Here is a 24,640-nt window from a genome sequence, read left to right on the forward strand (position 1 = left end):
ATGTATATTTTTAATTTGGAAAATTCGTATCAACATCTTCAATAAATTTTTCAATTAATTGAACTACTTTTTTATAAAATACTGGATTCGTATTTTTAAAATCGTCGGTAGGTTTATGATAATCAGGGTGATCTTCTTCACTAAAAGTTATATTAGGAATTCCTTTCTCATGAAACGGTCCATTATCTGAAGAATACATCCAGTAATCTTTTGTTTTATCCTTTGGATCATCGTGACCATAAGAAACTTTTAACGAACTCGTTTTTGCTATCTTTTCTACCACAGGTTTAAATTGTGGATATGGATATGTTCCTACTACATAAATTTCATTGTTAGGATTACGACTTATCATATCAAAATTGATATCTAACTTTATATCAGTAAGAGATACTGGTGGATTTTCTACAAAATACTTTGAACCATGTAAACCTAGTTCTTCTGCATCAAAAGCTGCAAAAATAATTGAGTGTTCAGGTTTATTTTTAGTAAAATACTTTGCCAAGACTAGCATAGCTGCGGTCCCTGAAGCATTATCATCTGCTCCATTAAAAACAATTCCATCTACAATTCCCATATGGTCGTAATGTGCCCCTACTACTATGTATTTATCAGGATAGGTCTCTCCTTTTATGTAACCTACAATATTAGTTCCTTGTCGTATTTTCTTTGTCTTTTCATCTACAAAATCAAATGATATTTTATAATTTCCTTTAAACTTATCTAAACCTATAGTTTTAAAATAATTGGTAATTAATTCTTGTGCTTTTTCATTTTTCCCTGTACCTCTTCCTGCAAACTCTTCAGAAGACAATGCTTTTTGCAAACTCAATAATTCTGAATCTTCCTTCTTAGTCGTTAACACCTCATATTTTTTAATCTCTGTAGGTGTCATCCAATGAATACTCTCTGCTGGTGCGACTTTTAATGTATACCAATAAAAATCTGTTGGAATGTTCATTTCTTTATAGTAGTCTATATACTTTTTATGAGAAGGATCTTCTTTGGGATATTTATCTCCTCCCTTTTCTCCATCTGACCATGAATGAACTCCTAATTTTGCACTTGAATGTGCTGCTCTTTTAGCCCCAGCTAAAAACATATCTGTTCCTCCAGATGCTACCATTCCATTTTCTGGCAAATAGGTATTTATATTTCGTTTTCTTATTTCTTGTGATGCTACCAAATTTACCTCATCGTCTATAGACCCTCCTACTTCTACCATTGCAATGGTAGTTACTTGCGGATTTCTATCTAATACATTTTTAATATCTTCTAATGTATTTGCATAAATAATACCTTTCATATACAAGGTGTCTTTTGTTTTTTGATTTTCCTTAAAATAGAACTCTGCTACACTTTCATCTGATAATTTCAGCATTAATTTTTGTCCTAAAGCAGAACTAAATATTAGTTGTGGAAAAAAGTAAATAAGTGCTATTACTAGTACTAAAACCGTTAATAAGGCTATAAAAAGCTTTTTTAATTTTTTCATCTTTTACTGCTTTAAAATATTATACTCTTTTATTTCTTCTGATGTCATCCAGTGAATATCATTTGCAGATGCTGAATTAATTGTGAAATAATAAAAATCTTCTGCTTGCTGTTGTGTAAAACCTACAGAAACATAATATTTTATATATGGTAAATGATGTTTATGCCCCTTAGGAAAATCCGTAGCTGTAGCATTGTCTCCTGCCCAAGAATGTACACCTATTTTTGTATTTTGTTCTTTAGTTCTCTTATGACCTGCTAGAAACAGATCTGTTCCTCCTGAAGCAATTAATCCATCTTTTAATAAACAGATATTAAAATTATTTTCGTGTATATACTGAGATAGTTTTAGGTTTATATCATCATTAATTGATCCCTCACAGTTTACAATGTCTATTTGTTTTACTTGTGGATTGTTTGCTACTAAATCTTTAAACTCATCTAAAGCCGATGAATTTATAACTCCATTTAAGACAAAAGTCTTTTTATCTCCAGATACAGAAAATATTTTCTTTTCTTCTAACTCTCGTATCTCTTCATTCATTAAAGAGCCGCAACTTGTTATAAAAAAACTCATAATTAATACTACCAATCCTAATTTTATTTTTTTCATTTGATATGTTTTTAAAATTGGCGCAAAAAAATCTCCGTACACCAATTAGTTAATACTAATTAAGGTATACGGAGATTGTCCGTAAGAAATAAAACTTATTATCCCAATGTCTTCCTTAAGATAGAAAATAAGCTTGTAATAAGACTATTACCATTACTTCTTCGACTACAAACTTAAAAAAAATATTATAACATTTCAAAAAAAAATGAATATTAACAATAAATTAGTTGGTAAAAGTTTATCATTTAATCCTAAAAAATAAAACATATAACGCTTTTACTGTACTAGTAACTCTAGCACTAATAGTTCTTTTTCATAATCTTTTATAAAGACATCTATTTGGTTTTTTTCTATACCTGGAGTACAAATAATGTGCGCTATATTTTCTTCTGATGCTAATTGATATTTTTCACATAAACTTTTTGATGGTTTATCTAACACTACAGTTAAAGCATCATTATTTCTCCAAGCATTCACTCCTATTTCTTTTAATCTCATTTCAGTATACGCAGCTAATTCTTGCGACTCTCTTGTTCGTTTTATTAGCCCTTCTTTACCGTGTTTCTTTATAAACGACCATAAAAACAACGGTGTTAGTCCATTTCTTGAACCTGTAATCGTAGTATCTAAAGTTCCCACATAGGATACTGAGTTTACGATACGGTTTCTATGTTTCCTTTTTGCTAAAACAATTCCACATGGTATAGGTCCACCTATAAACTTATGTCCAGATATAGAAATACTATCTATTCCCTCGGCAAAATCAAATTTTGGTTTTGGCTCTACAAAAGGTGCAATACAACCTAAAAATGCGGCATCGCAGTGAATGTAATAATCTTTAATAGCATACTTTTTAATAAGATTTTTTATTTTATCTAAATCATCCACAGCCTCGGTCATTGTTGTACCTATATTTAAAAAGAAAATAGCTGGCTTATCACGATTCAGAATTAGAAGACTTTCTAAATCTCCATAATCCATTTCTCCATTAGGTTGACTTCTTACTACGATACTTTTTAAATTTAGTAAGTGTAAATTCTTTTTTACGCTATAGTGTGTAGATTCGCTATAGTAAACTATAGGATTATTAAAACTCTCTCTTGCTAAATATAAGCCGTAAAGATTTCCTTCAGTTCCTCCATTTGTTACATAACCCCAGGTTTCTTTTGTATTAGTCGACAATATTTCTGCAAAAAACGAAATAACTTCTTTTTCTACATCTTTGGTATCTATTGCTAAAGTAGATGGAGACTCTGGGTCGCCTACATTGTTAATACATAAATTTAAAAAAGGAGCAAATTCTTTATAATCAAAATCCTTTGCTAATGGGTATCCTAAAAACCTTGATGAACTTTCACTAATTCTGTTATAAATCTCTTCTATTCTTTCCATTTTTATATCTGTATAAAATTCTACCTCAAAATTACAACAAAGAATAAATTTCCAATAACAATCTAAAAAATAACAAAATTATACTATATTTAAACATTAAAAAGAAATTTATTCTTTTCAGCAAACACTTAATAGATGAAAACAGGAAAAAATACCATACATACACTCGATGATATCGATTTAAAGTTAATTGACGAATTACAAACCGACAGCAAACAGTCTATAAAACAACTAGCTGCTAAAATAAATTTATCTATTACGCCTACTCATGAGCGTATTAAACGAATGGAATTAAATGGTATTATTGATAAATATGTAGCAATCGTTAAACCTGAAACTTTAGGTAAAAGTTTAATTGTGTATTGTCAAGTTACTTTACTTAAACATCAAGAAGCTTTTTTTAAAGAGTTTGAAAATTATGTTGCTGATATTGATGAAATTGTTGAAGTATCTTACATTGCTGGTGCTTATGATTTCTTATTGAAAATTGTTTTAAACGATATGAGTCACTATCAAGATTTTGTTATGAAGAAAATTTCTCAATTGGATATTATTTCTAACATTCAAAGTTCATTTATAATAAAACAGACTAAAAACTCTACAAAAATTAGTGTTTATTAATAATAACAAAAAAAGCCAAGGTTAATGACTCCTTGACTTGTATTAATTCAAATGATTACATCAATGAGAACAATGTTATTGATATATCTACGTGCAAATTTAAGCATGATGCTATGTTCAATATATAGATTTGATCTGAATCACTTTTCTTTTGAATTAAAAGAACTAGTTATAATTATATAAAAAGAAAAAAGCCGAAACCACTATGGATTTCGACTTTTAAAATTAGGGGGATTAATTTTTCTTAATTAATAAAAGGATTGTTTTGAATTTCCGATTGAGGAATTTCAAAATCTAATCTATTATCATTATAAGGAATAGGTACGTTAACCAAATATAAATGGTTAGCTCCTCTTGTTACTGTAGCTTTATTTCTTTTTAATGCTAAATAACTTTTCCCTTCTCCTAAAAATTCTATACGCGTTTGTAAATGAATTTCATCTTGTAAAGCTTTTCCTGCTAATGCGTCAACGTATGCATAGTCAGCTGCATCATCAAACCTTATCGCTAAAATATCTTTAAGACGAGCTATTGCTTCAGCATCTACACCTTCTTTTGCAGACATTTCAGCTGATAGTAAATACATTTCTTCAATTCTCATATAAACATAATCTGTTTCAATATTTCTTTGACCACCTGCAACTTTTCCAGGTGCATAGAACTTATTATATGGAATTAAATGATTACTAGAAGTTGGACTGTTTAAAAACTGTGTTTTTCTTACATCATTTGCTTTAATTGAATTAAAAAGCCCTTGATCCATTGCTTTTTTATCTCCAGCAAATTGGTAACTATACGTGTAATAATCCATTTGACCCCACCAAGAAACCAAACCTAAACTGTTTTCTATAGTTAAATCAACTCCCCACATCCAACTTGGGTTAGTCTTTATATTATTAAATCCTCCTGTTAATGCTGCTTTTGTTGTTAAAGGAAACTCTCCACTCGTAATTACTGCTTCTGCTAATTCTTTTGCTTTTATATTACTAGCACTTTCTCCCATAGAAGCATATACGTATGCCAATAATCCTCTTGCTACATTTTGATTAATAGCATAATCATCATTTCTAGAATAACCATTTAAAAGAGTTATTGACTCTTCTAAATCTTTAATCATTAGCTTATATACCTCATCAGTAGTACTTTGTGGTTTAGCTGATGAACTTGGTTCTGTATATATTGGTAATACTTTAGATGTTGGTGTATATTCTGGAATATAAAACTGAGTTAAATAAAAGTATGCATAGGCTCTTAAAGCTTTTGCTTGCCCCATTGCACTTCTATTAGCGTCTGTTATAACAGCATCATTACCTCCTAATGATTTTATTACCAAATTACTAGCATTGATAATTCTATAATAATACCTCCATGCTATATAATTTGGAGCAGTAAAAGTAAAATCTGTTGTAGAAATAAGTTGTGCGAAATTACTATATCTATTATAACTATTTTTAGTTAAAGCTAAATCTCCAGATAATAAATCACTATAAATATCATATCCTTTTTGTCCAAAATCAGCATGATCAGTTGTTCCTCCTGTTTCTGTTTTAAACATCATTTCATAAACACCTCTTAATGTTCCATCTGATATCTCTGTATAAGTCTTAGCTGTACCCTCTACATCTGTAACCGATACATATCTAGTAGGAGTTTCCTCTAAAAAACTTTCACTACATCCTACTGATACAAAGGCTAAAGAAGCCAACAACAGCATTGATTTTATATATATTTTTTTCATTATATTTTCGTATTAAAATTATTAGAATTTAATTCTTGCTCCAAAACTAATTGTTGATAATGGCGAATAACGGTACACATTAGAACGTCCTGTTTCTGATGTTGTAGGATTAAAACCATCTCTTGCACTTAACAAGAATAAGTTATCTCCAGACATCCATAAGTTTAAGCTACTAATTCCAGAATTCTCAATAAATTTACTAGGTACTGTATATCCTATTCTTACATTATTCAATGCTAAATAATCCGAAGATGTAATAAAACGAGAAGATGAAGAATTTACTTGTGTGTTTCTATCACTAATTAACTTAGGTACATCAGTAACATCTCCAGGCTTTTTCCAACTATTTCTAACATCTGCATGCCAGTTATTAGCACCTATCTGATCATTATCTAATAATCCAGCATATACACTATCATATGAATAGCCACCTAAACTATATCCAAACTGAGAACTAATACTAAAATTATAAATCTTAGCATTTAATTTAAATGCCCCTCTAATTTTAGGAATTGCAGATTTCCCTATATATTTTTGAGTTGCATCGCTATAAGTACTTGTTGTTGTTTTACTAATAGTATTATTAGGATTTGCAGCTTTATATTCTGTTAAACTTTGAATACCTTCTCCTGCATCAACTGTATTATTATTATTTGCATCGTGGTAATATAAATTCCAAAGAGGGTTTCCATTATCTTTATCTACTCCTGCCCATTCTCTCATATAAAAGTCATATAAACTATGTCCTTTAGAACGTCCATACAGTCCTGCAATATCTATTAATTTAGGATTTCCTGTAGCAGGTTCAATTGGCATTGCTGTTAATTCATTATTTAACACCTCTCCATTTACAGAAAAATCTAATTTATAGTTTTCTTTATTAATTAAATGTCCTGTTAAATCGAATTCTAAACCAGAATTTCTTAATGCTCCATCATTTACATCTAAAATAGCATTACCTGTAGAAGGCGCAATTCTTCTTTCAAAAATTAAATCATCTGTATTTTTAATATAGTAATCTACAGATCCTTCTATTCTATTATTTAAAATAGCAAATTCTAATCCTGCTTGAAACATTTTAGACGTTTCCCAAGTTAAATTAGGATTTTGAGCCGCTCTTGGAGTTAATGAAATTTCACCTCCTAAGTTACCTATATCATAAGTATTCTGACCTGAATAAATATCAACTCCTGCTTGATCTCCTAAGATACCATAACTTGCTTTTAATTTTAAGAAATCTACAAAACTAACACCATACATAAAAGATTCTTTAGACATTATCCAAGAAGCTCCAACAGAACCAAATGTTCCCCATTTGTTTGTAGCAAACCTAGAAGATCCATCACGTCTTAAAGATCCTGTTAGGAAATATTTACTTTGATAATTATAGTTAACCTGCCCAAAATAACTCTCTAAAGCTGTTTTAGTTGTATATCCTGTAGGAGGAGAAGAAACCGCAATGTAATTATTCGCATCTGTTAAACCATTCAATAAATTCACTACTTTATTTTTACTTATAGTAGATGTTTCATACTCTCTTTGATTTGTTTCATGTGCTAATAAAGCTGATAAATTATGATCTCCAAAATTTTTGTTATATCTAAAGATTTTCAAAAAGTTTTGAGTAAGCGCGCTAGAAAATCTTTTAAACAAACTTCCGTCTTGACTATCTGCTGAACCATAAAAAGGATTTCTTACTGTATTTGCTTCTCTACTATAATATTGTGCTCCATATTGAGTTTCGAACACTAATCCTTCTAATAAATTTACTTTAAAAGAAAAATTACCATTTAATGAATGACGATCGTTTCCAATATGATCATAATTAGCTCCTGCAATTGCATTTGTTAATCCACCAAAACCTCTATCATTACCATAATCATATTGATTACCACCATACTTTGTATCTGGTATTAAGTTACCATTAGCATCTCTTAAAAACAAAGGATAGATAGAAGGAATATTATCTACATACCAAAAGATACTTCCAGAATCTTCTGCCTGCCCATTTGCTATTGTTTTACCTAATGTATATCCAACATTAGCATTTGCAGTTAACCAATCTTTTGGTTTATGTGTAATATTTAATCTAGATGCATAACGCTTATATCCAGAATTGATTAGATATCCTTTATCATCTAAATAACCAAAAGAACTAAAGTAATTAGTTTTTTCATTTCCTCCACTCATTTTTAAATTAGCTTCTGTTCTAATTGCTGGTTGAAAACCGTAGTCAGCCCAATTTTCTGGAGTATACTTTCTTTTTACATTTGATCTAACCTTTCCTGTAACTGGATCAATTATTTGAGATACATCATTTGTGTCATAGAAATTATATCTAGGGTCAATTCCTCTTGATGAAAATAAGTACGTATTTGCATAAGCTACAGCATCATTAGCTGGATTAAAATCTAACGTTCTATTCCCCATAGCATGCCAAGCTAACTCGATATACTCATCTGGGTTTTTAATTACATCGTACCTAGGTAATAACTGAAAGTTAACCCCTGTTTTAAGGTCAATCTCCATAGTACTAGTTCCAGATTTACCTGTTTTTGTAGTTAAAACAATAACTCCATTTGCACCTCTAGAACCATATATTGCTGTTGCTGTTGCATCTTTTAATACTGTAGTAGAAGCAATATCAGAAGGGTTAATAGAATTTATAGATCCTGAAAAAGGAACTCCATCAACTACATATAATGGATCTCTATTTCCATTTACAGATCCAAAACCTCTAATACGAATAGTAGCCACCGTACCTGGTTGACCTGAAGTATTAATTACATTTACCCCTGCTATCTCACCTGCTAAAGCTTGTGAAACATTAGATACGCTCTTTTTTTCTAATTCCTCAGCTTTTACAACTTTTACAGAACCAGTAAATGATTGTTTTGTTGATTTTCCATAACCCACAACAACTACCTCATCTAAAACACTAGAATCTTCTTGTAATGTTACGTCCAATACTAAAGACTCTCCTACAATTTTTTCTGCAGTTACATATCCTAAAAACATAAACTGTAAAACATCACCTGTATTTGCCTTAATGGTATATTTACCATCAAAATCAGTTTCAGTTCCTTTAATTGTTCCTTTAATTAAAATACTTACTCCTGGTAATTCCCCATTACTGTCACTAACTGTTCCTGCTATTGTTTTCTGTTGAGCTGTCGCACTGACGATAGCACAAAAAAACATCAGAAATGTTAAGACGCTTTTGAAACTTTGCTTCATAAATTATTAAATTTTTATTAATTAACGTTCACGAATGTAAGGGCGTTAATCTTTCGTTAACATTTATTTGAAGTAAAGCGCCTCTTTTTTGATGTAAGAAAACCCTTTTTAGATATGAGCAAAAAGCATAATTTATCTTAAAAAAATGTTAACAGTGTTAAAGTTTAAAAACATACCCAAAGCACCACCATTACTATGCTTTTATTCACTAGTTTTGTTTAAAAATCGGCTTAAAATTCAATGTTACCCCTTAAAATACACTTGAATAAATTAAAAAGATTAGTCTATTTCTGTAGAATTAAAAATTGAAAAAAAATCCTTTGTTTTTTTCTAAGTTTTTTACTGTGTATTAACTAATGTATTTAGGGTTAATTATAATTGATTTGTTATAGTTATTAACTAAAATGTATATGAAAATTTCAGCTTTAATTGTTGATGATGAGAACCACTCAAAGGTTAAAATCAAAAAACTAATAAACCAGCATGGCTTATTAAATGTTATTGGAGATTGCTCTAATGGTAAGAGTGCTATTGAAAAAATTAATAGCCTAAATCCTGATGTTATTTTTCTTGATGTTAAGGTAAAAGATATGACAGGATTTGATATTATTGAAAAAATAACACTTCCTAAAAAACCTATACTCATTTTTATTACAACTCATAATGAGTTTGCTTTAAAAGCTTTTGATTATTTTGTTTTCGACTATTTATTGAAACCTTTTAAAGAAGACCGTTTTTTTACTTCTTTAAATAAAATAGTAGAATTTAAACAGAGAGAAGAGCTCTTCAATTTTCAACATAATTTAGAAAACATTCTTGATATAGTTAAAGAGAAAAAAATTGTAGAAATACCAATAAATAACAAAAAAATTAGTGTCAAATCAGGGAATAAAACTTCTTTTTTAGATATTGATTCTATTAAATATATATCTGCTTCTGGATATTATATTGAAATTTTTACTATTGATAATAAAAAGTATTTGCTGCGTGAATCTTTATCAAACATTATCAATCGTTTAAATTCGAATTTGTTTATTCGAATTCATAGATCTACTATAATTAATTCTAATTATATAAATGAAGTTATTACATCTAACTACGGTGAAACTGATGTAAAAATAAACGACAATAAAACATTTAGAATTAGTAAAGGTTACAAAAAAGAGTTTCAAGAAATTATGGGCGTTAAATAAAGCGCTGCCCTTTATTATATTTTTCTCAATTAAGTCCCCCAACTAGTGAGTAAGATAACACATTCCTTCTCCTTCTTAAGCATCAAATTCTAAACTTTTTTAAAATAAAAAGCCCTGTTCTATTACTAAAACAGGTACTTTTCTTTAATCCCCTAAAAAATCAATCATGTTCATGATTGTTACTACAAAGAAACTTCTTAAAACTTATTTTTTAATCAATTAAGGATAGAAAAAACTTATTTCTAAATAATCAAAAATTACTCACTGAAATAACTCCCTCTTTTATAGAAAGTTTAATTAATTTAATAGAATTTTTCGCCTCATTTTTTTTTCAAAAACTAACCTACTTCATAAGTTTAGTAAAACTGTAACTTTTGTTAAGTTTACAATACAATACCTATATTCTCTTACAAATCGATTATCAAGTTTATCTTCAAAAGAAGAAAGACTATGCATTAAAGCTATTAATATTACAAACATGACGGTGGATATACAGGCGTAAAAACAATTTCTATTATAGTACCAGCTAAGAAAAGTGCCTTCCTAATTTTTGCAAATCATGCCTATGCTTTTAATGAATTGTATAGAACTATTGAAAAAGAAATGTGGCTTAAGTAATAACTACCTTCCAAAAAACAAAAAACCTTAATTCATTATAAATTAAGGTTTTATAAACTATTTATTTTTTTGCTTTTCATAGCTTAAAGTAATCAACTTATCACCTTGTACTTTAATTGTTATAGTCATCTTTTTTGTATTAAAACTCTTTACATTAAATACATTCTTATTCTTAGGATCAACAGTTTCAACGATAATTTTTGTGCCTTTTTCAGAAAGTTCCCAACTTCCTTTATTTTTTTTTGCCCCTACTACGCTCTCAAAAACGTTCTCTTTTGAATATATCTGAAAAGTTTCAGATTCTCCAAAAACTTCTTCAGCTGTACCTGTCTGACCATCAATTTCTACCAATTTTAATTGCCATGTACCAATTAAATCTGTGACATTGTTTATTTTTTCTGTTTGACTAAAACCTGTCAAACTTGTTACTAACATTATTGCTAAAATTAAAATATTTTTCATCTTTTATTTTTTTTAATTATTATTAACTAGCCCCTAAACTTTTCTTTCTTTCTAAATACCATATTTACTTTATAGGCTCCTTCTCCTCCATCTAATACATTTAAAAGATCTTCTCCTTCACTATCTCTACTACTAGGCATAACCGCATTAGCATTATATGCATTCACATATTCAAACCCTAGTTTAGACATGGCATTAAGTAAATCTGTCTGGTTTCTTACTCTTAATTTATCTCCATCTTGTAATAAATCTTCTAACTGTCTTAATTGCGATTTATAGGCTGATCTTTTGCTGTCTATAATTATACCAATACCACCTAACAACTTTGTGTTTTGTGAGGTGATTATAACATATTCAGGGAAATCATTTATATTAACACTTGATGATTTTATAACTGATAGTTCTTGAGAGAATCCTTTTACGCTTAGTAACAATACAAGTATTATTACTATTGATTTTAATCTTTTCATTTATCTATTTTTAATTAATACAGCAAAGCTCAGAAAAAAGAAATATTTATTAATTAAAAACAAGCCTGTTCATGTCTGGATTTAAGAATTTAAGACACAAACATAATTAACTATTTTATTTTTAGACAATTACAAATCACTCAAAAACCCTTTAATATATACTGAAGGTGTAATTTTTGCGTGTTTTTTAAACGCCACATAGAAAGAGCTTCTACTTTTAAAACCAGATTCAAGTGAAATTCCTTCAATACTCATCTTGTCATAATTTTCTTGAAGTAGTCTTTTGGAATACTCTATTCTATACGCATTAATGAAGTTATTGAAGTTTTGATTTAAACAGGCATTTATAATTTTAGATAATTTACTAGGGTGCATATCTAGTTCTTCTGCTACATCAATAATAGTAAGATCATTCTTTTTATACAGTTCATTTGTTTTAACTATATTTTTTAGACGATCTATAATCGTATTAGCTTCTACATTGTTAAAAACCTCTTCCTTTTTTAATGTAACAGTCCCACTTTTATTTTCAATTATACGCTCGTTTTGATAAAGTGATGGCACACTGTCTTGTAACAGACCTTTTATAGCTGCCCAGTATATAAAAATCAGTCCAATAATAGCTCCAACGATGTCTATATACGATTCGTTGATTGCTATTACTGTTGGAAATACAATAAAAAGAGTAATAAAAAAAAACAACGTATAGTGTTTCACCCACTTTAACCTTCGGTATTCTATAGAAGAGTATTGGTTTTGCAACTCTTTTAAATGCCTATTGGAATGTTTAAACGTTTTAACAACTATTACTATTGCAAACAATATACCTCCTAAAACATAAAGTATATGCCCAATAGAATCTTTAATATACAATTGAGATTTCTCATCAAGAAAAAGTAAAATAATACTTAGTATAATTTCAATGATTCCAGGAATTAATAACCAATAAGATATTTTTTTCTTTGGAAGTATCGATACACGTTGCACATAAATATATAGTAGTGGCATCTTTAACCAAATGAAGAGTGTTGTTATATTATCTAGAAAGATATTTTTTGAAAAGTAGGGAATTTCTATAAGTATATCAGGTAAAACTTGTATCCCAGTAACTAAGATAAACAACCCCAGAAAAAGCGCATTGTTCTTTTTTTTAACATCAATGATTATAATTAATAAACCAAACGTAATACCCAAAAACAATTCAAGGATATTTAATACAGTAACGATGTCAAAATTTATGTCCATTCTAATAATCAAAATTACATTTTATTTCTATGTTTTCTGTATTTCTACATCATAATTAGTAGTAGTAAACTCTAATTGAGTTAAAATTAATTCATGTCCCTCAGTTAGAGCTTATGTATGTAATCATACCTTTCAAGCAACTAACAAAATTGTAGTCTTAGAGAGGGTTCATGTTCGGAGCTTGGGAAATGTAAGAATAAGTATGCTCCTATAAAAACAGAAAACCTTAATTCGTAGCGAATTAAGGTTACTATTATAAACCCTGTATGGACGGAGAGAATCAAACTCCCATATCTTTCGGTATTAGACCCTAAGTCTAAACGTTTCTACCTATTCCTCCATATCGAGATTAAGGCATTCTTCTAATTATGAGCGTTACACAAGTCATAGAAGAGAGAAAACATTTCTTGTTTATATTGGTAAAACATCTTACGACCATACAAAACAATTTAAAGAATTACATGAAAAGAGTTTTGTTTTGGAACAAGATTTATTATACATTAGACAAAAATTAGCTATATTTTTGATGTTATGAGAAAAATAAATTCTTTATTTAATAAAATTATCCTAGACAAAACAATTTTTAAGTGCATCTTTCTCAGAAAATTTGTGATGCAATAAATACTCTTCTAAAACTTTTTAGTTATTAAAAAAATTGTTAGCCTTCAAACTCCTAACACATACCTAAACACGAAATTAACTCAACAATAATCAATTATTTTAAAAAAAAGGAGAAAACCGAAAATCCTATATAAAAGAGTAGGCATTTTATTTAAAACAGTAAATTTTTATGAAAAACAAATTTGAAAAATTAGGCACAATTCTAAATAAACAAGCCCAACATGCTATTACGGCTGGGCAAGATTACAATGACCTTCCTGATGGGTCAAAAACAGATCCAGAAATATGTACAAGAACTGTATGGGGTTTAACTCATGTAGGTATGTTTCCTGTACCTATTAGGAAAATAGAAGGTTATGAATGTTAAACTGAGTGGAGAAAACCGAAAACCATATATAAAAGCGAATACTTTTATATGAAATTAATAAATATAAATACCCCGTTTATGGGGCATTTATATATACAAACCTGAGATTCGTGTTTTGTTTTTATCAGTAGCATGTAAATTTATCTAGATTAGTAGTTAACAACTAAAAAAACACTTAACCTCTCCTATTAATACCTCTCTAAAAACAAAAAAACTATTGAGAAATTATTTTTTACTTTTGAATTCGACAAAAAAAGAGCTTCTAATTCATGAGTACCAAACAGCCAACCAAGAATACAATAAAAACAGTATGGCATACATTTATTAGTAATTCAGCATGGCCTTGGTTTCAGAAAGTAATTGTGTTAATGATTTTCTCTTTAGTGATAAATCATTTAGCAACGCGCGAAAGTTTTCCTGGTAGCGAATCGTATAGATTCCCCACAGAAGGTTTTTGGGCATCTATAGTTTTATGTATTCTTATTGAAATTATAGCAAATCTTAATTTTAAATATTACCAGAAAAAGCATTTCTCTAAAAAGGTAGAAATGAACACTATTGTATGGTTTATGGCTTCTACCCTGGGGTATATTACAATTATGTATATCCCTGTAAATTTTATTTTAGCGATAATTGCTGGTGGACAGGTAGAGTTTTATTACTTACTAATTGGTTTGCTAATTACCTTATTATTGAGTTTTATTCTTATCGCTTTATTGTATGCAAAAGGCATCCATAAGTTATACAAGGCAACTATAAAAGATGCTAAAATTACTATTGAAAGCGGTGCGAGAATGACAAAGCTTGCCTATGAAAATATTGCGTGCTTTTACAGCAAAAACAAAATTGTGTATACAGTTCAAAATGATGGTACAACAATTACCACCGATTTTACATTGAATGAACTCGAGGAAAAAATAAACGATCAATTATTTTTTAGAGCCAATCGGCAAATTATCATTCACAAAGATGCAGTAGACCAAATTGAAAAGATTGAAAATGGCAAGTTGCGTATTCAGTTAAAAGCATTCATTATTAACGATACAATTGCTGAGATCAACATTAGTCGTTACAAGCGAAAAGCATTTATCAATTGGTTTCAATAAAAGAGCTTAAAAACTACCGACTATTCAGTTATAAATTTACGACCATTCAGTAAAAACATACGTATTTAAAGGCCTTTTCAGAAAATTTGTTCATTATTTCGTTTAGAATTTAAAATAAAAAATAATGAACAAGATTACTTTAAAACAAACATTAATTCCAATAATTACCATTGCAATCATCTGCTTTTTATGGTTTGGACCCATTCGTATAAGTTATATAGAAAACATTATTATTTCTATTATAATCATTATAGCGAATTATATAGAATACAAAGGAAAACCATTTTTGGCACTTGGATTTCAACGTGAAAAATTCACCTTCAAAAACATTTTCGTACTCGCTCCATTAGTTGCACTAGGACTCTTTGTTATATATGTTTTTGTATTGGTTCCTGGAATTACAAAACTCACAGGAGCACCGATAGATTATTCTAATTTTGATCAATTAAAAGGAAATCTTCCAGCCTGTTTAGTTGGGCTATTAATTGTTTGGGCATCTGCGGGGTTTGGAGAAGAAATTATCTTTCGCGGTTATTTTATGAAACAATTTGTAAAATTCTTTGGAGAAAGCAAAGTTAGCATTGTACTTAATATTGTATTACTTGCTTGTTTTTTTGGATTCATGCATCGTTACCAAGGAATTACAGGGCAATTGGTTACAGGAATTGTCGGAGCACTCTTAGCCCTAATATTCTACTTACGTAAATACGATTTGTGGTTTGTTATTGCGGTACACGGTTTTTTTGACACCATTGCTTTAATTTGTATTTACTTTGGCTTAGCCTAACCACAAGGAATACGACTTACTCTTTGAATTCACCTACTAAAACAAGCTTTTATATACTCTGTTTTATTATAAAGGTAAAACTATAGTTCTGTTTCATGGGTTTTAAGATTTAAACAAAATTGCGCTGCTAAATCCGGCTCAAAAAATAATTGAATTAATTACTGTTACTGTGTTTTGTGCCTTAAACAACAAAGAACTCTGGTAAAAAAAGGCTAAAATGCTGTTGAAACTGTCAGCGAGCTTCGCTGGTTAAATAAATTTAAAACAGAACCATCAGCGAACTTCGCTGACACAATAAATAGCTAACGAAACCATCAGCGAGCTTCGCTGATGAAATAAATAGTTAACAAAACCGTCAGCGAAGCTCGCTGATGGTTTCAACAATAAACAGAAGCTTCAGCGAAGTTCGCTGAAGCTTTCGTTTTTATGCAATAGGCTTAACGAGCTTTTAGGAAGCTATTGTACCAGTAAAGCCCCATCGACAAACTCCGTTATATGGAAAACACCTAAGAAAACCACCTTTGTAGCCTCAAAACATAGATAGAACTAGCTAATTATAGAAAAACCTTACTTTAATCACGGGTTTTCTTAAAATTATATTTTTAAAAATAGTACTTTCGAAAATTGTATATCGATATACAAATACAATGATTACAAACCTATATAAGGTGTATAATAATACCTTTTATATATATAAACGAGTTAGCTACAATAAGTAAAAAACGAAATAAATGACAATTCAAATAGACTCAAATTTAGAATTAAGGCTATTAAAGTTATCGGATTCTACTGATATTTTTAATACAATTAATAGTCAGAGAGAATATTTAGGAAAATGGCTACCATTTGTTGCATTTACCCACGAACTCAAAGACACTGAAAATTTTGTCAATTCAGTTGTGAATTTACCTGAAGAAAAATTTGAATACACTTTCACTATTAGAAAACAAAATCAATTTGTTGGTTTGATAGGGTTAAAAGATTCTGACAAAACAAACAGAATAACTGAAATTGGATATTGGCTCTCAGAAAAATATCAAAAACAAGGAATTATAACAAAATCAGTTGAGAAGCTTTGTGATTTTGCCTTTAATGAACAAGGGTTTAATAGAATAGAAATAAAATGTGCAGTAAAGAATAAATCAAGCTCAAATATCCCTAAAAAACTTGGATTTAAGTTTGAGGGAATTGAACGTGATGGAGAACTATTATCCGAAAACATATACACTGATTTAGAAGTTTATAGTAAATTGAAAAGTGATTAATGTCTGAATTGAATAAAAATACAGTAGCCAACAAAGAACTGTGGTAAAAAACAAGTAAAACTCACTTAATTTCTCGTCAATATACTTCTATAAGTTTCCCCGCTCCCGCTAGTCTCTTACTAGTAGTTAATAGCATTGCCTTTTAACTAAATTTCAAAAAAAAAACGTTTCTATTCTTATTAAAATATTATGGAAAAACCTTACTTTAATCACGGGTTTTCTTAAAATTATATTTTTTTAAAATAGTACTTTTGAGAATTACATAATCATATACAAATACAACCATTACAAACCTGCATAAGGTGTACAACAGTACTTTTTATACATATATAAGCAAGTTGTAAGTAATTTGAATGGAAAAATAAACAAGACCAATTTGTGAAAATAAATTTAGAACAATTAGAATTAAAAAAGCTTAGCAGGGATGGCCTAAGAACTTTGGTCAAATGGGCAAAAAAAGAAGGATGGAATCCTGGCAAAAACGACTTTGATGTATTTTGGAAAACCGACCAAGATGGATATTATGGATTTTATCTCAAAAATGAATTAATTGCCGGAGGAGCTATCGTTTCTTATAATCAAGTTTTCGGATTTATGGGATTATTCATTGTAAACCCAGAATTTAGAGGATTAGGTATTGGAAAAAAGCTGTGGTATTTAAGAAGAGAGCTCTTACTAAAAAGACTAAAAAACGGAGCAACTATTGGTATGGACGGTGTGGTTGAAATGCAAGACTTTTATGAAAAAGGAGGCTTTAAAATTGCATATAGAGAAGAAAGATATAAAGGTATTGGGAAAGAAGTAACAGTAAGCAGCGCTATTGCTAAAATAGAAATAGAAGATTTTGAAAAATTAGCTGATTACGACTTGCTTTGTTTTGGATATGAGCGAAAGATTTTTTTAAAAAACTGGATAGCAATTCCAAATAGCAAATGCTTCAAATACACAGAAGGTAAAAACCTTAGAGGTTATGCGGTTATTCGTAAAGTTGATTCTGGATTTAAAATAGGACCTTTATTTGCAGATCGTTATGAAGTTGCCGAAGAGTTATACAAAGCTTGTCTAAACTCAGCAGTAGGAGAAAATGTGTATCTAGATATTCCAGTCATAAATAAAGACGCCGTTAATCTAATGAAAAAATATAATACTGAATATGCTTTTGAATGCGCTAGGATGTACTATGGAGACTTTCCTAAAATAGCTGTCGATAAAGTATTTGGAATCACAACATTTGAGTTAGGGTAAAACGGGGTACAACAAATGGCTATAAATAATTGCTTGCTCCCGTTAGTCTCTAACAAGTGGTCAATAGCATTGCTTTTTAATTAACTTACAATTCACAACATCAATTCTACAATTGACTACATCTCTTTTTTTTTAGAATTATTTCATGTTTAATATTGATTTTTAAATTCAAATAACTAAAATGAAATTATTCACAGCATATCTATTATTAAGCATCTGCTCCATATCATTCGGACAAAAGGCAAAAGACAGTAATTTACCAATAATAGAAGAACAAGATTATTGGGATAAAGCGTACAATAGCACAACAAAAGAAAGATTTATTCCTGTGGAACTTTTTACAGGAGCAAAATGGAATGGAAAACATGAATTAAGCCTAAAGGAGGTTTCAACCACTGCCACTTCCTGTCACCCTATAACAGGAAAAAGATGTACTAACTATAATATTACGGGACCTTTCAAAACAGAAAAGAACGACACAAAAATTAAATGGGCAGGCAATAAAATCCCCTATTATCGAAGAACATATAGTACCAAACGAGGTGGGGATGTAGAATCTCTTTTTACCATTAATAATTCAAAAGATGGACTGGTGAGAATTTATGACAAGCGAAAACTGTGGGGTGCCAGAACCTATGATGGATTAGGAAGTAAATTTCCACTTGGTTACTGGAAGCAAGGTGAAGTTCGTACCTATCCCTCACGCAGACCAACAAGAATAGAAATCATAGAACTTGACGGGCCTAATCATTGCCTTACTTTCCGATGGGTAGTTGGACTAGGTAAAAAAAGAAATCAAGATAATATTTATACTTTTTGTCCAAATCGTGGCTTTACAAGTTTTCGCCACAACAACGAACATACTGATTATCCTCGCTACCACTAGTATCTAACTAGTGGTCAACAGCATTACTTTTATACTAAATTGTAAAAAACAAAAAACCTTAACTCGTTACGAATTAAGGTTTTTCTTATAAACTTTGTACGGGCAGGGAGACTCGAACTCCCACACCTCTCGGCACTAGATCCTAAGTCTAGCGTGTCTACCAATTCCACCACGCCCGCATACTTTGAATTTGTGGGTGCAAATATAAACAATACTTGCAAACTACAAAGAACATGCATAATATTTTTATTATTTTTGATGCTCATTAATTTACAACACATGCAAAACGTTAAAGAATATATTGCTCAACATAAAGATAGATTTATAAATGAGCTAATCGATTTATTAAAAATACCATCAGTAAGTGCAGATCCTGCTTATAACCAAGATGTATTAAACACAGCAGATGCTGTAAAAAGTAGCTTAGAAAAAGCTGGATGTGATAACGTAGAAATATGTGAAACTCCTGGTTACCCAATTGTATATGGAGAAAAAATTATTGATCCGAACTTACCAACTGTTTTAGTGTACGGACATTACGATGTGCAACCTGCTGATCCTATTGAATTATGGGACTCTCCTGCATTTGAGCCTGTAATTAAAAAAACAGACATTCACCCAGAAGGAGCCATTTTTGCTCGTGGTGCTTGTGATGATAAAGGGCAAATGTATATGCATGTAAAAGCTATGGAATATATGACCTCTACAGGAAACTTACCTTGTAATGTTAAGTTTATGATTGAAGGTGAAGAAGAAGTTGGTTCTGAGAGTTTAAGCTGGTTTGTACCTAGAAATAGAGAAAAGTTAGCAAACGACGTTATTTTAATTTCTGATACCGGAATGATTGCCAACGATATTCCATCTATAACCACAGGTTTACGTGGGTTAAGTTATGTAGAAGTTGAAGTTACTGGACCTAACAGAGATTTACACTCTGGTTTATATGGTGGTGCTGTTGCAAATCCAATAAACATTTTAACAAAAATGATTGCTTCTTTACACGATGAAAACAATCATATTACCATTCCAGGTTTTTACGACAACGTAGAAGAATTATCTCGTGAAGAGCGCGATGAAATGGCAAAAGCTCCATTTTCTTTAGAAAATTATGAAAAAGCATTAGACATTAACTCTGTTTATGGTGAAGAAGGATATACAACCAACGAACGTAATTCTATTCGTCCTACCTTAGATGTAAACGGAATTTGGGGAGGTTATACAGGTGAAGGTGCAAAGACTGTAATTGCTTCTAAAGCAAATGCAAAAATTTCTATGCGCTTGGTTCCTGGACAACAATGGGAAGATATTACTGAATTGTTTAAAAACCACTTCGAGAGTATTGCTCCAAAAGGTGTTACTGTAAAGGTAACTCCGCATCATGGAGGGCAAGGCTATGTAACGCCAATAGATAATATTGGCTACAAAGCAGCAAGTAAAGCATACCAAGATACTTTTGGTAAAACACCAATTCCACAACGTAGTGGAGGGAGTATTCCTATTGTAGCTTTATTTGAAAAAGAATTAGAAAGCAAAATTATATTAATGGGATTCGGATTAGATTCTGATGCGATTCACTCACCAAACGAACACTTTGGTATTTGGAATTACTTAAAAGGGATTGAAACAATTCCTCATTTTTATAAATATTTCACTGAATTATCAAAATAATTTAGTCACTACAACACCAATAAAATAGCCTTGATTCAACTTCAAGGCTATTTTTTTCATCAATTTTAAACCTCTACACTTGTAGAGTATATTTTTTATCTCTACATTTGTAGAGTAATATTTAAACAGCGCCCATGCAATTGTCAAAAACAGAAGAACAAGTAATGCAATATTTGTGGAAACTTAAAAAAGGATTCATGAAAGATATTTTAGCTGAATTTACTGAACCTAAACCAGCTACCACTACTGTTGCTACACTGTTAAAACGCATGAAAGACAAAGGTTTTGTTGATTATACATTGCATGGAAAATCAAGAGAATATTATCCAATTGTAAAAAAATCGGATTACTTTTCTAAACATGTAAATGGTTTAATAAAAAACTTCTTTAACAATTCGGCAAGTCAGTTTGCTTCGTTTTTTACAGCCGAAACAGATTTATCGGTTACAGAATTAGAAGAGTTAAAAAGCATTATTGATAGTCAAATTAAAAAACAACAATAATGATTACGTATTTCATTAAATCTGGTATTTGCCTAACATTATTACTCCTGTTTTACCATTTGGTGTTAGAGCGAGAAAAAATGCATCATTTTAATAGATTCTACTTATTAGGTAGCATTCTGTTTTCTTTTATAGCTCCTTTATTTATTATTTATATAGAAACCCCAATAGAGCGAGTAGCACAAACACAGGTAAATAATAACACAATAGCTCTAGATACATTTCAAGCGGTTGACACACCTATAAACTACATAAATTATTTCTTAATTTTTTCAGCAATAATATCCTGTCTTTTATTAATTCGTTTTCTGAAAAACTTATTTTCTATTATACTAAAAGTTAGAAAAAGTCAGAAGATTAAACATCAGAAAGCAATTCTTGTTTTAGTGAACGATAATATTACACCGCATACGTTTTGGAATTATATTTTTATTAATACAGAAGAATATAATTCTCAAAAAATTGAAGAAGAATTATTTACGCACGAATTAACTCATGCTACCCAAAGGCACACGTTTGATGTATTACTAATAGAGTTTTTAAAAATTATATTTTGGTTTAATCCAATTTTCTACATCTTAAAAAAATCTATTCAACTAAATCACGAATTTTTAGCCGACACCAAGGTTATAAAAAATCATAAAAATATTTCTGAGTACCAATATTTATTATTGAATAAAACTGCTTGGAACAACGAATATTACTTGGCCAGTAATTTGAATTATTTATTAACTAAAAAAAGATTACTCATGATGACAAAACAAAGTTCGCGCAGTAAAATCTTGTTTAAAAAACTGGCAGTAATTCCAGTACTAGCAGGATTTGTATTTCTATTTGCAGAAAGAGTTGAAGCAGAAACAACAAAAGAAAAAACTCCTGTTATTTCTAAAACAACATTATTAAATAAGGATTCAAAAGTAAAAGAGTATCGCTCTTTAAACAAAACTTACGAAAACTTACGCAACAACAAGTTTCACTATATTAAAAGTTCTAATAAAAGAAAAAAGCAATTAAACGAGCTTTATTCTCAACTTGGAACGCTGTATTTTAAATTATCAAAAACAGATAAGAAAAAAGTTAGGAGACCTATAAATCCAATACATCCTTACGTAAAACTTACAAAAAACAATTCAACTTATTATAAGTTATGGAGTGAATTAACTGTAGAAGATAAAAAATTACTTCCACCTCCACCTCCTAAAAAATGGAAAAATGTAACCTATTTTACCAACGATACTTTACCTCTTCCACCTAAACCAATGTCTATTGAGGTTAAAAACAGTAAAGTTGCCAATGTACCACCTCCTCCACCATCACCAGTAGTTAAAAAAGGAGAGGTTTCAAACATTCCACCACCTCCTCATCCAAAAGTTAAAAAGAGCAATAGAGTTAATTTACCACCTCCTCCACCATCTCCGGTAGTTAAAAAGGGAGAGATTTCAAACATTCCTCCACCTCCTCATCCAGAAGTTAAAAAGAGTGCTAACGTTAACATACCGCCTCCACCGCCTCCAATGAGTGCTAAGGAACTTATATTTAAATATCCGAATGCTACTTACTTTTTCAATAATAAAAAGGTAAGTCATAAAGAAGTGATAAAACTAGCAAAGGACAAAAAAGGGATAAGTGTTTTAACTCAAGATATTAACAATAAAAAAGTAATTAGATTTTCTTCAAAAGAATTTTTAGCTATTCAAAAAACAACTACAATTGACAAAGTTGATGGTTTAACTAACGAGCAAATTTTAAAGTTACCTAAGAGTACTAAAAACACCATTTATTATTTAAATAATAAACTTATTTCTTTAAAAGCTCTTAATAAAATTGATAAAAAGAATATTGCCGAAATATATGTTAAGAAAAACAAAGATGGCACAAGTGCTATTTATGTAACTAGCAAGTAACAAGAAATAACCTTAAAATTATTGTTAAAAGCCTCTTAATTGAGGCTTTTTTTGTAACATTTTTATAATAAACTCGTTCTTACTTATATAATCGATTATATGTTAAAACAATTTTTCCTTATTTGTTCTGGCGTTGATTTGCAATTAATTAAAGATTGCTCTAACGGAGAACAAAATAAATACGCTGGTATTGGCGCTACCGTATTTTTTACTGCTCTTATGGCTACTATTGCTTGTAGCTATGCTTTATTTACTGTTTTTGACAACTTATACACTTCTATCTTTTTTGGTTTTCTCTGGGGATTGTTAATCTTTAACTTAGACCGTTTTATAGTTTCTACCATAAAGAAAAGAGATTCTAAACGCCAAGAAGTTTTACAAGTAATTCCACGATTATTATTAGCGCTTATTATTGCTGTAGTAATATCTAAACCACTAGAATTAAAAATATTTGAGAAAGAAATAAATCAAGTTTTGCTAACAGAAAAGAATCAAATGACATTAGATAACAAAACTCAAATAGCACAACAGTTTACACCTGAAATTACAAAAACGAAAGCCGAAATAGAAACCTTAAAAAATGAGGTTGTTACTAAACAGAAAGAAACCGATGCTTTATACGAAACCTATATTGCAGAGGCTGAAGGAAGAAAAGGAACTAAGCTTTTAGGAAAAGGACCTGTATATAAAGAGAAACGAGAAAAACACGATGCTGCATTGGCTGAATTAAATCAGTTAAAAAAAGTAAACTCAGATAAAATTACACAAAAAGAAAGCACGATTGCTAGTTTACTAGAGAAACAAAAATTAACTGAAACACAAACTCAACCTATTATCTCTAGTTTTGATGGATTAATGGCTCGGATAAACGCCTTAAACAAATTACCATGGTTACCATCATTTTTTATTTTCTTATTGTTTTTAGCAATTGAAACCGCTCCTATCTTCTCAAAGCTTATTAGTTCTAAAGGAGAATATGATTTCAAATTAGAAAACCAAGAATCTCTCGTAAGAACTTGGATACAACAACAGGTGCACCAACGAGAAGCTGTTTTACAAACTGACATAGATCTCAACAATAAGGTTTACTCAGATTTAAAAACCGAAGAAGAGCTTTATAATTATAAACAAAAAATGGCTCGTAATTTATTAAAACTACAAGCGGATTCTTTTTATAAAAACCAGCAAGAAATTTTATAACCTACTTA

At 30.0% G+C, this 24,640-nt stretch carries 20 protein-coding genes and 1 tRNA gene; 12 read left to right on the forward strand and 9 right to left on the reverse strand.

Features of this window, described 5'->3' with window-relative positions; genetic code table 11:
* Positions 1–10: 10 nt before the first annotated feature.
* From Q0881_RS13060 to Q0881_RS13070, 3 genes are all read right to left on the reverse strand, one after another.
* Positions 11–1,492 (reverse strand): M20/M25/M40 family metallo-hydrolase, encoded by a 1,482-nt coding sequence (locus Q0881_RS13060; protein WP_299161045.1) that lies wholly within the window; start codon positions 1,490–1,492, stop codon positions 11–13.
* A gap of 3 nt (positions 1,493–1,495) precedes the next feature.
* Positions 1,496–2,104 carry a hypothetical protein gene (locus Q0881_RS13065; RefSeq protein WP_299161048.1) on the reverse strand — a complete coding sequence of 203 codons (609 nt, stop codon included), beginning with the start codon at positions 2,102–2,104 and terminating at the stop codon, positions 1,496–1,498.
* 276 nt (positions 2,105–2,380) lie between these two features.
* Positions 2,381–3,496 (reverse strand): histidine decarboxylase, encoded by a 1,116-nt coding sequence (locus Q0881_RS13070; RefSeq protein ID WP_299161051.1) that lies wholly within the window; start codon positions 3,494–3,496, stop codon positions 2,381–2,383.
* Positions 3,497–3,652: 156 nt separating this feature from the next.
* Here Q0881_RS13070 and Q0881_RS13075 point away from each other — a divergent pair, with 156 nt between their 5' ends.
* On the forward strand, positions 3,653–4,117 hold the full coding sequence (locus tag Q0881_RS13075; RefSeq protein ID WP_299161221.1) for an Lrp/AsnC family transcriptional regulator: 465 nt from the start codon (positions 3,653–3,655) through the stop codon (positions 4,115–4,117).
* 244 nt (positions 4,118–4,361) lie between these two features.
* Here Q0881_RS13075 and Q0881_RS13080 read toward each other — a convergent pair whose 3' ends face one another.
* Together Q0881_RS13080 and Q0881_RS13085 are read right to left on the reverse strand one after the other, a co-directional pair.
* Positions 4,362–5,855, reverse strand: a complete 1,494-nt coding sequence (locus tag Q0881_RS13080; protein WP_299161053.1) for a RagB/SusD family nutrient uptake outer membrane protein — start codon at positions 5,853–5,855, stop codon at positions 4,362–4,364.
* Between the two features lie 21 nt (positions 5,856–5,876).
* Positions 5,877–9,056, reverse strand: coding sequence for a SusC/RagA family TonB-linked outer membrane protein (locus Q0881_RS13085; protein ID WP_299161055.1), 3,180 nt, complete (start codon positions 9,054–9,056; stop codon positions 5,877–5,879).
* Positions 9,057–9,502: 446 nt separating this feature from the next.
* Here Q0881_RS13085 and Q0881_RS13090 point away from each other — a divergent pair, with 446 nt between their 5' ends.
* On the forward strand, positions 9,503–10,285 hold the full coding sequence (locus Q0881_RS13090; protein ID WP_299161057.1) for a LytTR family DNA-binding domain-containing protein: 783 nt from the start codon (positions 9,503–9,505) through the stop codon (positions 10,283–10,285).
* Positions 10,286–10,960: 675 nt separating this feature from the next.
* Here Q0881_RS13090 and Q0881_RS13095 read toward each other — a convergent pair.
* From Q0881_RS13095 to Q0881_RS13105, 3 genes are all read right to left on the reverse strand, one after another.
* Positions 10,961–11,365 (reverse strand): hypothetical protein, encoded by a 405-nt coding sequence (locus Q0881_RS13095; RefSeq protein WP_299161059.1) that lies wholly within the window; start codon positions 11,363–11,365, stop codon positions 10,961–10,963.
* Positions 11,366–11,391: 26 nt separating this feature from the next.
* Complete coding sequence (locus tag Q0881_RS13100; RefSeq protein WP_299161061.1) at positions 11,392–11,835, reverse strand: hypothetical protein; 444 nt, start codon at positions 11,833–11,835, stop codon at positions 11,392–11,394.
* A 129-nt stretch (positions 11,836–11,964) separates the two neighbouring features.
* Positions 11,965–12,843 carry an AraC family transcriptional regulator gene (locus Q0881_RS13105; RefSeq protein ID WP_299161063.1) on the reverse strand — a complete coding sequence of 293 codons (879 nt, stop codon included), beginning with the start codon at positions 12,841–12,843 and terminating at the stop codon, positions 11,965–11,967.
* Positions 12,844–13,870: 1,027 nt separating this feature from the next.
* Between Q0881_RS13105 and Q0881_RS13110 the strand changes: the two genes are divergently transcribed.
* The 6 genes from Q0881_RS13110 to Q0881_RS13135 all read left to right on the forward strand — a co-directional run bounded on the left by Q0881_RS13110 (position 13,871) and on the right by Q0881_RS13135 (position 19,357).
* Complete coding sequence (locus tag Q0881_RS13110) at positions 13,871–14,068, forward strand: hypothetical protein (protein WP_299161066.1); 198 nt, start codon at positions 13,871–13,873, stop codon at positions 14,066–14,068.
* Between the two features lie 269 nt (positions 14,069–14,337).
* The gene (locus Q0881_RS13115; RefSeq protein WP_299161069.1) at positions 14,338–15,174 is read left to right on the forward strand and encodes a LytTR family DNA-binding domain-containing protein; all 837 of its coding nucleotides are present in this window, start codon (positions 14,338–14,340) and stop codon (positions 15,172–15,174) included.
* A gap of 124 nt (positions 15,175–15,298) precedes the next feature.
* Positions 15,299–15,961, forward strand: a complete 663-nt coding sequence (locus Q0881_RS13120; protein WP_299161072.1) for a CPBP family intramembrane glutamic endopeptidase — start codon at positions 15,299–15,301, stop codon at positions 15,959–15,961.
* Positions 15,962–16,692: 731 nt separating this feature from the next.
* Positions 16,693–17,226 carry a GNAT family N-acetyltransferase gene (locus Q0881_RS13125; protein WP_299161074.1) on the forward strand — a complete coding sequence of 178 codons (534 nt, stop codon included), beginning with the start codon at positions 16,693–16,695 and terminating at the stop codon, positions 17,224–17,226.
* Between the two features lie 378 nt (positions 17,227–17,604).
* Positions 17,605–18,471 (forward strand): GNAT family N-acetyltransferase, encoded by an 867-nt coding sequence (locus tag Q0881_RS13130; RefSeq protein ID WP_299161077.1) that lies wholly within the window; start codon positions 17,605–17,607, stop codon positions 18,469–18,471.
* A 181-nt stretch (positions 18,472–18,652) separates the two neighbouring features.
* Entirely contained in the window at positions 18,653–19,357 is a 705-nt protein-coding gene (locus tag Q0881_RS13135; protein ID WP_299161080.1) for a hypothetical protein, read from the forward strand.
* Between the two features lie 97 nt (positions 19,358–19,454).
* Here the strand turns inward: Q0881_RS13135 and Q0881_RS13140 are convergent.
* Positions 19,455–19,536, reverse strand: a tRNA-Leu gene (locus Q0881_RS13140).
* 100 nt (positions 19,537–19,636) lie between these two features.
* Here Q0881_RS13140 and Q0881_RS13145 point away from each other — a divergent pair.
* From Q0881_RS13145 to Q0881_RS13160, 4 genes are all read left to right on the forward strand, one after another.
* Positions 19,637–21,025, forward strand: coding sequence for a dipeptidase (locus tag Q0881_RS13145; protein WP_299161083.1), 1,389 nt, complete (start codon positions 19,637–19,639; stop codon positions 21,023–21,025).
* A gap of 134 nt (positions 21,026–21,159) precedes the next feature.
* On the forward strand, positions 21,160–21,528 hold the full coding sequence (locus tag Q0881_RS13150; RefSeq protein ID WP_299161086.1) for a BlaI/MecI/CopY family transcriptional regulator: 369 nt from the start codon (positions 21,160–21,162) through the stop codon (positions 21,526–21,528).
* The gene (locus Q0881_RS13155) at positions 21,528–23,432 is read left to right on the forward strand and encodes a M56 family metallopeptidase (protein ID WP_299161089.1); all 1,905 of its coding nucleotides are present in this window, start codon (positions 21,528–21,530) and stop codon (positions 23,430–23,432) included. Before Q0881_RS13150 ends, Q0881_RS13155 begins: the two co-directional genes overlap by 1 nt.
* 99 nt (positions 23,433–23,531) lie before the next feature.
* Positions 23,532–24,632 carry a DUF4407 domain-containing protein gene (locus Q0881_RS13160; protein ID WP_299161091.1) on the forward strand — a complete coding sequence of 367 codons (1,101 nt, stop codon included), beginning with the start codon at positions 23,532–23,534 and terminating at the stop codon, positions 24,630–24,632.
* The last annotated feature ends 8 nt before the right edge of the window (positions 24,633–24,640 follow it).

Origin of the sequence: uncultured Tenacibaculum sp., assembly GCF_947494125.1 — a bacterium.
Classification (GTDB): domain Bacteria; phylum Bacteroidota; class Bacteroidia; order Flavobacteriales; family Flavobacteriaceae; genus Polaribacter.

Excerpts from the sequence above, each read along its gene's own strand:
- Q0881_RS13060 (WP_299161045.1), bottom strand. The coding sequence starts at position 1,492 with ATGAAAAAATTAAAAAAGCTTTTTATAGCCTTATTAACGGTTTTAGTA.
- Q0881_RS13065 (WP_299161048.1), bottom strand. The coding sequence starts at position 2,104 with ATGAAAAAAATAAAATTAGGATTGGTAGTATTAATTATGAGTTTTTTT.
- Q0881_RS13070 (WP_299161051.1), bottom strand. The coding sequence starts at position 3,496 with ATGGAAAGAATAGAAGAGATTTATAACAGAATTAGTGAAAGTTCATCA.
- Q0881_RS13080 (WP_299161053.1), bottom strand. The coding sequence starts at position 5,855 with ATGAAAAAAATATATATAAAATCAATGCTGTTGTTGGCTTCTTTAGCC.
- Q0881_RS13085 (WP_299161055.1), bottom strand. The coding sequence starts at position 9,056 with ATGTTTTTTTGTGCTATCGTCAGTGCGACAGCTCAACAGAAAACAATA.
- Q0881_RS13090 (WP_299161057.1), top strand. The coding sequence starts at position 9,503 with ATGAAAATTTCAGCTTTAATTGTTGATGATGAGAACCACTCAAAGGTT.
- Q0881_RS13095 (WP_299161059.1), bottom strand. The coding sequence starts at position 11,365 with ATGAAAAATATTTTAATTTTAGCAATAATGTTAGTAACAAGTTTGACA.
- Q0881_RS13100 (WP_299161061.1), bottom strand. The coding sequence starts at position 11,835 with ATGAAAAGATTAAAATCAATAGTAATAATACTTGTATTGTTACTAAGC.
- Q0881_RS13105 (WP_299161063.1), bottom strand. The coding sequence starts at position 12,843 with ATGCCACTACTATATATTTATGTGCAACGTGTATCGATACTTCCAAAG.
- Q0881_RS13110 (WP_299161066.1), top strand. The coding sequence starts at position 13,871 with ATGAAAAACAAATTTGAAAAATTAGGCACAATTCTAAATAAACAAGCC.
- Q0881_RS13115 (WP_299161069.1), top strand. The coding sequence starts at position 14,338 with ATGAGTACCAAACAGCCAACCAAGAATACAATAAAAACAGTATGGCAT.
- Q0881_RS13120 (WP_299161072.1), top strand. The coding sequence starts at position 15,299 with ATGAACAAGATTACTTTAAAACAAACATTAATTCCAATAATTACCATT.
- Q0881_RS13125 (WP_299161074.1), top strand. The coding sequence starts at position 16,693 with ATGACAATTCAAATAGACTCAAATTTAGAATTAAGGCTATTAAAGTTA.
- Q0881_RS13135 (WP_299161080.1), top strand. The coding sequence starts at position 18,653 with ATGAAATTATTCACAGCATATCTATTATTAAGCATCTGCTCCATATCA.
- Q0881_RS13145 (WP_299161083.1), top strand. The coding sequence starts at position 19,637 with ATGCAAAACGTTAAAGAATATATTGCTCAACATAAAGATAGATTTATA.
- Q0881_RS13150 (WP_299161086.1), top strand. The coding sequence starts at position 21,160 with ATGCAATTGTCAAAAACAGAAGAACAAGTAATGCAATATTTGTGGAAA.
- Q0881_RS13155 (WP_299161089.1), top strand. The coding sequence starts at position 21,528 with ATGATTACGTATTTCATTAAATCTGGTATTTGCCTAACATTATTACTC.
- Q0881_RS13160 (WP_299161091.1), top strand. The coding sequence starts at position 23,532 with ATGTTAAAACAATTTTTCCTTATTTGTTCTGGCGTTGATTTGCAATTA.